The sequence below is a fragment of the Undibacterium sp. Di24W genome (genome assembly GCF_049340325.1).
Lineage (GTDB): Bacteria > Pseudomonadota > Gammaproteobacteria > Burkholderiales > Burkholderiaceae_D > Undibacterium.
On the sequence record NZ_JBMPOP010000010.1, the window covers coordinates 62,935 to 75,227 of the forward strand.

At 45.8% G+C, this 12,293-nt stretch carries 10 protein-coding genes; 9 read left to right on the forward strand and 1 reads right to left on the reverse strand.

The features are described 5' to 3' along the window. Positions 1–113: 113 nt before the first annotated feature. On the reverse strand, positions 114–2,585 hold the full coding sequence (locus ACO0KZ_RS18560; protein WP_422997969.1) for a TonB-dependent receptor: 2,472 nt from the start codon (positions 2,583–2,585) through the stop codon (positions 114–116). Positions 2,586–3,089: 504 nt separating this feature from the next. Here ACO0KZ_RS18560 and ACO0KZ_RS18565 point away from each other — a divergent pair. The 9 genes from ACO0KZ_RS18565 to ruvA all read left to right on the forward strand — a co-directional run bounded on the left by ACO0KZ_RS18565 (position 3,090) and on the right by ruvA (position 12,273). Then, complete coding sequence (locus ACO0KZ_RS18565; RefSeq protein WP_422997971.1) at positions 3,090–4,019, forward strand: GGDEF domain-containing protein; 930 nt, start codon at positions 3,090–3,092, stop codon at positions 4,017–4,019. Between the two features lie 14 nt (positions 4,020–4,033). Further along, positions 4,034–5,065 (forward strand): AraC family transcriptional regulator ligand-binding domain-containing protein, encoded by a 1,032-nt coding sequence (locus ACO0KZ_RS18570; protein ID WP_422997973.1) that lies wholly within the window; start codon positions 4,034–4,036, stop codon positions 5,063–5,065. A 128-nt stretch (positions 5,066–5,193) separates the two neighbouring features. Continuing rightward, entirely contained in the window at positions 5,194–6,201 is a 1,008-nt protein-coding gene (locus ACO0KZ_RS18575) for a sulfate ABC transporter substrate-binding protein (protein ID WP_422997975.1), read from the forward strand. A gap of 398 nt (positions 6,202–6,599) precedes the next feature. Further along, positions 6,600–7,472 (forward strand): EAL domain-containing protein, encoded by an 873-nt coding sequence (locus ACO0KZ_RS18580; protein WP_422997977.1) that lies wholly within the window; start codon positions 6,600–6,602, stop codon positions 7,470–7,472. A gap of 122 nt (positions 7,473–7,594) precedes the next feature. After that, positions 7,595–8,449, forward strand: coding sequence for a sulfate ABC transporter permease subunit CysT (cysT, locus tag ACO0KZ_RS18585; protein ID WP_422997979.1), 855 nt, complete (start codon positions 7,595–7,597; stop codon positions 8,447–8,449). After that, the gene (gene cysW, locus ACO0KZ_RS18590; protein ID WP_422997981.1) at positions 8,449–9,333 is read left to right on the forward strand and encodes a sulfate ABC transporter permease subunit CysW; all 885 of its coding nucleotides are present in this window, start codon (positions 8,449–8,451) and stop codon (positions 9,331–9,333) included. The genes cysT and cysW overlap by 1 nt, the downstream gene beginning before the upstream one ends. 54 nt (positions 9,334–9,387) lie before the next feature. Continuing rightward, positions 9,388–10,458: a sulfate/molybdate ABC transporter ATP-binding protein gene (locus ACO0KZ_RS18595; protein WP_422997983.1), complete on the forward strand. Its 1,071-nt coding sequence runs from the start codon at positions 9,388–9,390 to the stop codon at positions 10,456–10,458. An 8-nt stretch (positions 10,459–10,466) separates the two neighbouring features. Next, a complete protein-coding gene (locus ACO0KZ_RS18600; RefSeq protein WP_422997985.1) occupies positions 10,467–11,408 on the forward strand; it encodes a CysB family HTH-type transcriptional regulator in 942 nt (313 codons plus the stop codon). 283 nt (positions 11,409–11,691) lie between these two features. After that, the gene (gene ruvA / locus ACO0KZ_RS18605; protein WP_422997987.1) at positions 11,692–12,273 is read left to right on the forward strand and encodes a Holliday junction branch migration protein RuvA; all 582 of its coding nucleotides are present in this window, start codon (positions 11,692–11,694) and stop codon (positions 12,271–12,273) included. Positions 12,274–12,293 lie beyond the last annotated feature (20 nt).

Genomic DNA, 12,293 nt, shown 5'->3' on the forward strand with positions numbered 1-12,293 from the left:
GTTGTGGACGGTTCTATAAATTCGATTGAATTCGTCGCGAACCGGTCTTAATGGATGAAAGCTGCGGCTCAGTCGCCGCCGCTTATCACATATGAAAAATTGTATAGGGTAGTTTAAAAATTGATCTTCAAACTCGCTTTGTAGGTACGACCATATTGCTCATACTGCGCATTCAATGCTTTCTCTGCTTGATACACATAGTAGACTTCATTGTTCAAATTATTCGCTTCAAAGACTATTTGATAGCGACGATTGATTTGGTAAGCAATAGAGAAATCAAGTTGTTTTTGCGTATCGACCATGCGATCTTGTTGTGCTGACAGTATGTCGGCACCTAGTTCTAACAAATAAGGTGATTTATAGTTGAGTGCGAGGCGGGTACTGATAGGACCATCTTCATAACCTAGCATCAGATTGCCAACACGATCAGATTGGCCAGGTAGCTTGATGCTGCGCGTTTTGTAACTGTTAGTCGTTTTGTCGAAACGTCCTATATTCGCGTCAGACTGACTTAAGCTTAGATTCGCTGAAAAAATCAGATGATTGAATGGCGCAGGAAGCATACGCAGAGATTGGCTGTAACCAAGTTCTATGCCTCGTACGGTGGCCTTGTCACCATTGGCGTAGCTGATCGCGCTAGTATAGTTGGTCCAGGGTGCTGTGCCTGCGAGGTTGGTGGTGTAAGTAAAGTTCTTAATATCTTTATGAAATAGGTAAGCTGATACGCTGCCATCATCTTGTAAGCGGCGTTCTATGCCCAGATCTAAGTTGCTTGCTTTCATCGCATTGAGCAGGGGATTGCCGATTTGTGCTTCGGTATTGCTGATCAAATTGATGCCGGGTGCTAGTTGGCTAAAATTGGCACGTACCACCGCATTCGTCCATGCCGCGCGTAGGCTGGTTTTTGGGTCGAGATCGTAGCGCCCTTGTAAAGTCGGTAACCAGTTACTGTATGAACGCTCGTTTTGGGTTGGTGCGCTGACACCGGCGACAATCTTATTTCCGAACGCATCAAATTTGGTACGCTCTAAACGCGTGCCGACTAACAGGCTTAAGTCGTCAAAATGAAAGCCATTTTGCAGATAGGCAGCATCGATATTTTCATCAATCGAAAAATCATTGATTGCTGATTCCGTCGCTGAACGTGCCGCGTTGCGGTTGGCGCTTGCTACTCGTGCTCGTAATGCGACTGGATCAAGTGCCAATCCGATACGACCTAATTTGTAATCGAGTTCGCCATTCACAAAAGCCGACATGGAAGTCGCGCCTGCGCCCCAGTAATTGGCGGCACTTGTGCTACTGCTATAAGCAAATTGATCCGTATCGTTTTTCTTATTTCGCTGGCTATGCTTAATACCGAATTTTAATTTTGAGTCCCAGCTACCAAATGAAAAGGTTTTGCCGAGATCAATCCGAGCGTGCTGTTCTTTATCATCTGAAAAACGGGTCTGGAAAGTCAGTGCATTTAAAGCGAATTTACTTGGATCATAAGCACTGACAGGCGCACTCAATTTTGGCAAATTGGTTTGTGTAAAACTAATATCGCTGAAGTTTGCCGTGCCACGGAAACGAGCATCATTCAAGGCGTCTGGCGTGTCATCTGAGGCCGTACTTTGTGCTATATTTGCTTCTAATTTCCAGCCTTGAATCATCTGTTCCGTGCCGAGCAGGACAGAACTAATCTCTTGTGTGTACTTGCGTTGGCGAAGGCGTCGTTCAAGCCGCGCCGTTGCGGGTACGCCTTCGGTTAATGCACCGCCACTGACATTGCTGACAGTGAGGCGATCGCGCACTTCATCGTCGCTAAATTTACTCAAAAAGCTACGCATGAAATAGCTACTGTCACTGCTTGGACGCCAATCCAAATTTAGTGCAAATGCCTGACGTTCACGCACCGGTAGATAGTCACGCATTTCGAAGCCAGCTAATTTACCATTGCTCCAGGCGCCGCCTGTTTCCACATTGTCGGAACCAAACTTGCGCTTTTCGGCGCTCAATCCTAGCGCGATGCCAAATCGCCCATCAAGCCAGCGATCAGCAAACAAAAGGCCGAGGTTGGGGCTAGTCTTTTTGATGTTTTCGTCATAACTGACACCCGCATTCATGGACATTACCTGTTGTGGCAAATCAAAACCGGTCAATGCTTTGACCTCCACCGTCGCACCTAAAGAGTTGGCATCCATATCTGGGCGCAATGTTTTGATGACCTCTAAGGTGCGAATAATGCCGGAAGGGAGAACGTCGAGCGCCACAGCGCGGCGACTGGCTTCTGGAGAAGGCACCAACGCACCATTGATCGTAATGGCATTCAGATCTGGTCCTAAGCCACGCACGGTGATATAGCGACCTTCGCCCTGATCGCGTTGGACGGATACGCCAGGCAAACGTGCCAAAGCTTCAGCCGCATTCTTATCAGGTAAGGCACCGATGTCATCGCTGCTAATCACGCTCACAATATTGTCGGCTTTTTCTTGTAGTTCTAAAGCTTTACGCATACTGGCACGTTGCCCACTGATAGTAATGCTTTGTGGTTCTAGGCTACTGGTAGCGCCGCTCGCATTGCCCTGAGCTTGCGCTTGCATCATGCAGAGCACGCCAAAAGTGATAACGCTGAGCTGACCTAGCTTTGAAGCATTTTTTGAAGCGAGTGATTGATATGTTTTATTTCTTGAATGTTTACTGAGTTTCATGATGTGCTGACCGGATTGAGATTGGAAAAGTCCGCAGTCTAGAAGTCAATTATGTCAATTGGATTACAGATCGATGAGGTATGCCTCGGCACTCATGAATTTCGGTTGATTTGTCTAGTTTAATGAAGAATTTTGAGCTGAAATGACTACATTGCAAATGTGTGTAGCTCGCGCATTTCTAGCCTGTTCAACCCCGCCCGGGCTATTTGTAATTGTTCTTTGCAAAACCTGTAATCAATTTTCTGTGAGCTGTTTGCACCTGTGTTGTTTTTGTTGACGAAAAATCGCTATGCGCAAAAAGAATCTGGCTATGTCATTTTCTTGTCATACCTGATGTTTACTCTCGCGCGATTCCTGCAAATTCATGCGGATTCAAGCTTAACCAACACAGGTATTACCATGCTCGCTCTTCATAAAACACCTCTCGCTGTATTGTTACTTGCGGCTATCGCCACTTTCTTCGCTTATAGCACGGTGGGTATGGCGAAACCCGCTGGTGCGATACAGTGGTTAGACGTAGTGGCGGAAGGTGGTACCTCGCTGTTGGCTGGCGTGTGGTTATTGATGACCCTAAGTAGCAGGCCCCGAGGTAAGGTTACCTATTTGCTGGCAGCGGGTATGGGTTTGATAATGCTGGGCGCTTGGGCGGATTGCTTGGATGAGTTCTACAAAATCGGCAAAGAGCAGCGCTGGGATCATTGGCTGGAGGCGGTGTTCACCTTGGGTGGCATGTTGATTTTGACAGCGGGTTTGTACTTTTGGCGTCACGAGCAGTTTTCTCTCAACCTGCATTTGCAAAAACGCGAGCGTTTATTTCGCGATCATCAAGCTTTTGACAGAGTCACGCAGTTGGTTGACGCAAATTATCTGCGTCGCTTGATTTTGATGGAGCAAGAACGTCATACGGATGTGTCGAATTGCGTCGCTCTACTTGATATCAATTCCTTTCATCTGCTTAATCGGGAGCACGGTGTTGATGAAGGCGATCGGGCGTTGCAGGCCGTAGCACATATGCTGTTACTTAATTTGTCGAATCAAGATGTTTTATGCCGTTATGCCGGTGATCGTTTTGCTATCTACATGCCAACCACTACGCCTATCGAAGCACAAAGAAAATTAAATCACTTATGTGCGATGGTGGCACAAATGCACTTCTACACACAGAGCCGGCAGGTACAAATCCAAATCACCATGCGCGCGGTATGCAGCGAAGCGGCTGAGAACTTAGACAATTTGTTGGAACGCCTCGATCCGCTCGAACGAACGTCCATGTCTGGAGAGGTGCCAGCAAGAATAGTAAGGACGCCGGCCTCGCCAGCTTGTGCCTGATTCGTTAGATTGATATGAGCTACCTGTCTAGTATTGATCCTTGCTTGTATGCGCAGCATCATGCAATGCAGGCGTGGGAAAACGCAAAGCGATTTGACGTCGATTTGACCAATCTGCGTAAGGTCAGCAAAATTGATGAGCATGCTTTTCTGAACAAAGAAGCTCTGATTAGCCCCGATCAATATCTTAATTTACTACAGCATCTCGCACGCTCTTTGAACAGCAGTGACACTAGTTTCATTCTAGGACAGCATATGCTGCCCGGACACTATGGTGGCTCGAGTCAGGCCTTGTTACATGCGCAAAATTTACGACAAGCCTTACAAATCTTGCTGCAATTCCAGACAAGCTTGTGTCCGCTTTTGACCCCAAGATTGAAGGAAGAGAACGGACAGATGATTTTGTATTGGATGGACCAGTGGGGCGCGCCCGGCATGCTACCGTTTTTGGTAGAGATGCATATGACAGCCGTTACCGCTATGTGCCGTTGGCTGAGTGAAAAACGCTTACCGTGGCGTTATTGCTTTAATCGTGCTCAAGCTCGTCATATAGAACAGCATCAAGTACATTTAGGACGTGATTTACGCTTTGATTGCTATCTCGATGCGATGATCATTCCTAGTGAGTATTTGGATATGGCTTGGCCACGAGGAAACGCAATTAATCTTGAATTGGCTCTGCAACAAGCGACGAGGGAGTTAGCTGCGGAATCAGCACAAAAGCGACAAGCGCAAAGCATTATTCCACAATTGTATGATTACCTCGCACTGAATTTGCGTTGTGCGCCAAGTCTAGAAAATGCCGCACACTATTTCGGCTGTAGTAGTGCAACATTTAAGCGCCACTTGGCAAGACATGGCACCCATTTTCAAGCGGAGCTAGATCAAGTTCGTACTCACATGGCACTGTATTTGTTCCATTTTCAAGGCATGGATAATGAAGCTGTCGCCAGCTATCTGGGGTTTCATGACGCAACCAATTTTAGGCGATCATTTAAACGATGGACAGGATTGACGCCTAGTGCATTGCGTTTTGCTTTGGAGTAGTTTTTCAGGTCTATCGATTTTTATCAAAAAACGCATATACAAACGCGAAATCATTCGTTTTCAAACTTAACCAGTATCCTTAATCTACCTACATTGTTTAATTAATTATTTGTGTGGAGATTGAGAAAATGAAGTTAAAGAAAATCATTGCTTGTGTATTTGCATTGAGCGTAACTAGCTTTGCGTCATTCGCCTATGCGGCAGATGTCACATTACTCAACGTATCCTACGATCCGACCCGTGAGTTATACCAAGATGTGAACACATCATTTGCGAAGTATTGGCAAGCTAAAACGGGCGATAAACTGAGTATCAAACAATCTCATGGTGGTTCTGGTAAGCAAGCGCGTGCAGTGATTGATGGACTGGATGCTGATGTGTTGACCTTGGCTTTGGCCTACGATATTGATGCGGTTGCAGAGAAGGGTTTGCTTGATAAGGCGTGGCAGAAACGTCTGGCGCATAATGCATCGCCTTATACATCGACAATTGTGTTCTTGGTGCGTAAAGGGAATCCAAAAGCAATTAGAGATTGGAATGATTTGATTAAGCCAGGTGTTTCGGTGATTACGCCGAATCCAAAAACGTCTGGTGGCGCGCGCTGGAATTATTTGGCAGCTTGGGGTTACGCTTTAAAGCAAAATGCTGGGACTGTTACGAGCGCCAAAGATTTTGTGCAGAAGTTGTTTAAAAATGTGCCAGTGCTGGACTCTGGAGCGCGTGGTTCTACCGTCACTTTTTCTGAGCGCGGTATTGGCGACGTGTTGATTACTTGGGAGAACGAGGCCTATCTGGCATTGAAAGAATTTGGTGCAGATAAATTGCAGATCGTCACACCGAGCGTAAGTATTTTGGCCGAGCCGCCGGTGACCGTGGTTGATAAGGCTGTCGATAAGCGCGGTACGCGTAAAGTGGCACAGGCTTACTTAGACTATCTTTACACCGAAGAAGCACAAGATATTATAGGAAAGCATTTTTATCGTCCGACTTCGGAACGCGCAGCGAAAAAATATGCAGGGCAGTTTGCGAAAGTGAACTTATTTAAAATCGATGAGGTATTCGGTGGTTGGACCAAAGCACAAAAAGAACATTTTTCTGACGGAGGTGTATTCGATCAAATTTATCAATCGAAGTAAGCATCTTTTACTTGGTAGAAGGACAGAGATTTTTCTGCCATCGCAAAGCTTGTGTGACCTTAGTAATATGTTTTTAGTTGCGTTTTTCGATATGAGATAGTCCCCCAACTATCTCCTAATTAGATAGCGGTAACTTATCGTTTTTAGGCACATCTTTTATCGAAACGTCCCCCGGTTTTGATGAAGCTATAACCAAACAGTAGTCTTGCTATTGCGCGACTTAGAATTATTTCTTGGAGATATTTTCTCTGGTAAATATTCCTTATGTCGCGCTTTTTTTATTCCATTTTTTAAATGAAATCGCATAAATCATCTATGTAAGTGCAAATTACTTCGTTTTCTTTTATTGCATTGTCTTTTAGGCTGTGTTGACTCAATTTGATTAGAAGGAGCAGGAAATGACTTATGTCGGATTAAATCACTATCTTGATGGCTTACAAACATCGAGTGCGAGCAATCTTTTTGTTGGAAAAGAAGGACGTGTTACTGCGCGTTTTTTCAATGCTCGTTTGAGCAGTGTATTTCAACCTATACGTTCAGGGAATAATCTGGAGTTGTTGGGATATGAGGCATTTGTGCGGACTGTTTCTGTGAATGATATGGGCTTAAATATCTTGAAATTATTGGAACATGCGACTACTGATGACGAGTCTGTAGAGCTTGATCGTCTATGTCGTTTACTTCACGCTATCAATTTTTTTCGCCAAGCGCCAATACAAACTAGCGACTTATATTTGAGTGTACACAATCGTCTATTAACCGCTGTCACGGGCAACCATGGTGCTGCATTTCAGCGAGTATTGAGCAAACTGGATATTCCACAACAACGTATTGTTTTACAGTTGCCTGCGATATCAGCAAGCCAGCGATGGGCGATATCGCATGTGGCAGAAAACTATAGGCGCAATGGTTTTCGTTTTGCGGTTCATGCAGGCAGCATAGAGCAGGCTTTTGATCTATTAGAACGGGTACGTCCGAATGTCTTGAAGTTAAATTTTGGAAGTCATATTTTAGACAAAGACGGGTGCTTATTTGAGGATTTATTGGTGCATGCGGCGCGACTAAAATGCTTGATTGTGTTGCGAAAGGTCGATCGATTAGACCTTTTAGACAAATTCCAGAAGTTTTCAGATTTTCAAATTGCTTTTGCGGCGCAAGGCAATGCGATCGACATCCCCCGCTCAGTTATTGCGCCATCGCTGGTGAATTCTGCATCACAAACGCTAAGGATAAATACTTCTGATATGCACCGACAGGAATGCTGTAATTAGGCGAAGTTTTTTTTAATCTTATGCGGAAAATGACTATAGAAATGTGAAAAAAATCGTTTTCCATATAACTCGATCATGCAATCATGCGTCATCTAAAGCTAAATCTGTAATAAAGGCGTCGCATGGCATTTCTTTCAAAAAATCGGGCGAAGGCCAGGCGAGTTATTCCTGGTTTTCACTTATCGGTTGGATTTACTCTGTTTTATCTGGGCCTAATTGTCCTGATTCCTTTGTCTGCCGTTTTCATCAAGACGTTCACGATGACTTGGGATGCCTTCTGGCATACCGTCACTTCTGAGCGCGTGATGGCATCCTATCGCCTGACTTTTGGTGCATCACTGTTGGCCGCTTTTATTAATGTGATTTTCGGCGGTATCTTGGCTTGGGTTTTAGTGCGCTATAAATTCCCCGGTAAACGTTTAATTGATGCATTTGTCGATTTGCCGTTCGCTTTACCCACGGCGGTGGCAGGAATTACTTTGGCGACTTTGTGTGCGCCGAATGGTTGGCTGGGTAAGCTACTAGTACCGTTGGGTATTAAAGTGGCATATACACCGCTCGGTGTTTTAGTCGCTTTGATTTTTATTGGACTTCCCTTTGTTGTACGAACCGTGCAGCCTGTCTTGGAAGAGGCTGAAAAGGAATTGGAAGAGGCAGCGATTAGTTTGGGAGCCAGTCACTGGCAAACCTTCACGAAAGTCATTTTCCCCACTATTTTACCCGCGGTGCTAACTGGCTTTGCATTGGCATTTGCGCGAGCAACAGGTGAATATGGCTCCGTGATTTTCATCGCCGGTAATATGCCTATGATTTCTGAAATCACACCTTTGTTTATGATTACTAAGCTGGAGCAATATGACTATGCGGGAGCTACGGCGATCGCGGTTGTGATGTTGATTATTTCCTTTATTTTGCTATTGACGATTAATGGATTGCAAGCGTGGACGCGCCGTCGTCAAACAGCGGGGAGAGAATAATGTCTACACAAACTTTGACGACTAAACGTATAGAACCGCCGCTGCAACTGCAGGCGACTTTAGAGCCAGTCTGGGTCAGAGTATTGTTGCTTACTTTGGCTTTGGCTTTTGTTACTTTGTTTTTGTTTATTCCTTTAGTGGCAGTGTTCACGGAAGCTCTGCGTAAAGGCTGGGATGTCTATCTGACAGCGATACGAGAACCCGATGCCTTGTCAGCGATTAAATTAACTTTGATTGCTGCTGGTATTTCGGTACCCTTGAATTTGATATTCGGTGTGGCGGCGGCATGGGCGATAGCGAAATTTGAATTTCGTGGCAAGAATGTTTTACTCACGTTGATTGATCTGCCATTTTCTGTTTCGCCTGTCATTTCTGGCCTGATTTACGTGTTGCTGTTTGGCGCCCAAGGCTGGTTTGGTGAATGGCTGCGTGAGCACGATATCAAGATTTTGTTCGCGGTACCAGGCATCGTATTGGCAACGATTTTCGTCACCTTTCCTTTCGTTGCACGTGAATTGATACCCTTGATGCAGGCGCAAGGGAGTGAGGAAGAAGAAGCCGCTTTGGTATTGGGCGCATCCGGTTGGAAAACTTTTTGGCTTGTCACTTTGCCCAATATCAAATGGGGTTTGTTATATGGCGTGATCCTGTGTAATGCACGCGCTATGGGTGAATTTGGTGCGGTGTCTGTGGTGTCGGGACATATTCGTGGTGAGACCAATACTATGCCTTTGCAAGTCGAGATTTTGTATAACGAATATAACTTTACAGCAGCTTTTGCAGTCGCGTCTCTATTGACTTTGCTTGCGCTAGTGACTTTGGCATTGAAGACGATTGTAGAGTGGAGAACTGACGAATCGCGTCAGCGTGTTCCGCAAGAATAATGAAGTAGGCTTGCATTCGCCCTACAAATACTAAGTTGAAAGATTGGAAAAAACATGAGCATCGCTGTCAATCAATTGCAAAAACGCTTCGGCAATTTTACTGCCTTAGATAATGTGTCTTTAGATTTTCCTAATGGCGAATTAACGGCTTTGTTAGGGCCGTCTGGCTGCGGCAAAACGACCTTGTTGCGCATCATCGCTGGTTTGGAGTATGCCGATAGCGGTCAAGTTTTGTTGGATGGCGAAGACGCGTCGAATCAGCATGTTCGCGAGCGCCAAGTAGGCTTTGTGTTTCAACATTATGCCTTGTTTAAGCACATGACCATCTTTGAAAATATCGCATTCGGCCTGCGCGTCAAACCGCGCCATCTGCGTCCATCTGAAACGCAGATCAAAGAAAAGGTCACCAAATTACTGGAATTAGTGCAACTCGATTGGCTGGCGGATCGTTACCCACCTCAACTCTCAGGTGGGCAGCGTCAGCGTATAGCATTAGCGCGTGCATTGGCGGTCGAGCCGCGTGTTCTATTGTTGGATGAACCTTTCGGTGCACTAGATGCGAAAGTGCGTAAAGAGTTACGTCGTTGGTTGCGTCGCTTACATGATGAATTGCATGTGACCAGTATTTTTGTCACACATGATCAGGAAGAGGCACTTGAAGTCGCGGACAAAATCGTGGTGATGAATCATGGCAAAGTTGAACAGGTCGGCGCACCGAACGAAGTTTACCAACATCCTGCTACGCCGTTTGTGTATGGTTTCTTGGGTAACGTGAATCTGTTTCATGGTCGAGTGCACGAAGGTGTATTGGATGCGGATGGCGTAGCATTTGATGCGCCCGGTCATGCCGATACCCGTGATGCGGTTGGCACAGGTTATGTGCGACCCCATGAATTAGATATTGATCGCTATACAGTTGGTGCCACTGGGTTGGTGGTGAAGTTGCGCCGCGTGCATGGCATAGGACCGCTTGCGCAGTTGGAACTGGTACGTGAAGACAATGGACAAATCGTGGAAGCAATGATTAGTACTGAGCGCGCTGTGTATTTGAATCTGCAAGTGGGCGAAGCATTAGTGGTGAAACCGAAACGTCTGCATGTGTTTGTTGATAATGTAAGTGCCTAGGAACGACTATGAATTTCCAACAATTACGCTCCATACGTGAAGCCTGTCGTTGCGGTTATAACTTAACCGAAGTGGCGAATGTTTTGTACACCTCGCAACCAGGTGTCAGTCGCCAGATCCGCGAAGTGGAAGAGGAACTGGGTGTCGATATTTTTGAACGCAACGGTAAGCGTTTGACTGGCTTGACTGAGCCAGGTAAGGGCATCTTGCCCATCATAGAACGATTGCTGTTAGAAGCTGAAAATTTGCGTCAGGCGGGCAACGATTATTCCGATCAAGCACGCGGTACTTTAGCGATTGCCACTACACATACCCAAGCGCGCTATGTGTTACCGAAAGTGGTGCAGCAATTTCGTTTGGCTTTCCCCGAAGTGCGTATCGCCTTACAACAAAGTGCGCCCGAACATATTGCAGAATGGGTCTTGTCGGGCAAGGCAGATATCGGGATTGCGACCGAAGGTTTATCCGCATTTAAAGACCTGGTGTCCTTTCCTTGTTACGAATGGAATCACGTCGTGGTGGTGCCGGACGGACATCCCTTATTAGCGCATGTAGAATTAAGTCTCGAAGACCTCGCGAAATATCCATTGATTACGTACGATGTTGGTTTTACTGGTCGTGGACATATTGACGATGCATTCAAACAAGCTGGCTTGCGGACCGATATCGTGTTAACCGCGATGGACTCAGACGTGATTCAACAGTATGTTGCTTTAGGATTGGGCGTAGGTCTGGTGGCATCGATGGCGATTGAGACTGGGAATGAAAACCAACGTGCACAAGGTTTGCGTACCATTTCGGCGAGTCATTTATTTCAGTCTAATGTGACCCGACTTGCAGTCAGACGCGGTGCTTACTTGCGCGCTTACACCTATGATTTCATACAAAAATTCGCGCCGAGTTTGAGTCGTGAAGAAATACGTGGTGCTTTAGTAGAACAAGATAGCTAAGTTATTTTGATTGCATCGTCATTTGCTGGGTAAATGGGCAACGACTTAGCGTAAGTCGGTAATTTGTGCGGATTGTAAAAAGGAGTGAGCTTAAGATGCTCACTCCTTTTTGTTTTGGCTTTCGCCCTCTGCTTAAAGGCAAAAATTATGCGACGTTAGCTAAGCTATTGAAATTGTCGCAGTCTTATTCTAAGCAAGTTTTTATGTGGCACGACACATCCCTCGTCAATCTCCCTAGAATAGTTTACTATTACTGCTTATTTATACAGTATGAAAGCTCAGCATGATAGGTCGTATTGCCGGAACCCTGATAGAAAAGAACCCACCACAGATCATGGTTGATTGTCAGGGGGTGGGCTATGAAATCGACGTGCCTATGAGCACTTTTTATAATTTGCCGGCACTCGGTGAAAAAGTGGCCTTGTTGACTCATCTGGCGATTCGTGAAGATGCGCATGTTTTGTTTGGCTTTGGTACGGCAGAGGAACGCACCACCTTTAAGCAATTAATCAAAATCAGCGGTGTCGGGGCGCGTACTGCATTGTCGATTTTGTCTGGTATGTCGGTGGCTGATCTGGCGCAGGCGATTACTTTGCAAGAAGCAGGACGTTTAACTCGGGTACCTGGTATCGGTAAGAAAACCGCTGAGCGTTTGCTGCTTGAACTTAAAGGTAAGTTGGGGGCAGATCTCGGCGCTGCAGGCGTTGCGGCAGCGGCGGGTGATCATAGCTCGGATATTTTGAATGCTTTGCTCGCGCTTGGTTACTCAGATAAAGAAGCTTTAGCTGCGCTTAAATTGGTGCCAGCAGGTTCGGGTGTTTCTGATGGCATTAAAGCGGCTTTGAAGGCTCTTTCTAAGAGTTAAATAAGGGCAAAAAAGCTAAA

What these genes read in the sequence shown, in the direction of transcription:
- ACO0KZ_RS18560 (WP_422997969.1), bottom strand. Translation starts at nt 2,585, where the DNA reads ATGATGCAAGCGCAAGCTCAGGGCAATGCGAGCGGCGCTACCAGTAGC.
- ACO0KZ_RS18565 (WP_422997971.1), top strand. Translation starts at nt 3,090, where the DNA reads ATGCTCGCTCTTCATAAAACACCTCTCGCTGTATTGTTACTTGCGGCT.
- ACO0KZ_RS18570 (WP_422997973.1), top strand. Translation starts at nt 4,034, where the DNA reads ATGAGCTACCTGTCTAGTATTGATCCTTGCTTGTATGCGCAGCATCAT.
- ACO0KZ_RS18575 (WP_422997975.1), top strand. Translation starts at nt 5,194, where the DNA reads ATGAAGTTAAAGAAAATCATTGCTTGTGTATTTGCATTGAGCGTAACT.
- ACO0KZ_RS18580 (WP_422997977.1), top strand. Translation starts at nt 6,600, where the DNA reads ATGACTTATGTCGGATTAAATCACTATCTTGATGGCTTACAAACATCG.
- cysT (WP_422997979.1), top strand. Translation starts at nt 7,595, where the DNA reads ATGGCATTTCTTTCAAAAAATCGGGCGAAGGCCAGGCGAGTTATTCCT.
- cysW (WP_422997981.1), top strand. Translation starts at nt 8,449, where the DNA reads ATGTCTACACAAACTTTGACGACTAAACGTATAGAACCGCCGCTGCAA.
- ACO0KZ_RS18595 (WP_422997983.1), top strand. Translation starts at nt 9,388, where the DNA reads ATGAGCATCGCTGTCAATCAATTGCAAAAACGCTTCGGCAATTTTACT.
- ACO0KZ_RS18600 (WP_422997985.1), top strand. Translation starts at nt 10,467, where the DNA reads ATGAATTTCCAACAATTACGCTCCATACGTGAAGCCTGTCGTTGCGGT.
- ruvA (WP_422997987.1), top strand. Translation starts at nt 11,692, where the DNA reads ATGATAGGTCGTATTGCCGGAACCCTGATAGAAAAGAACCCACCACAG.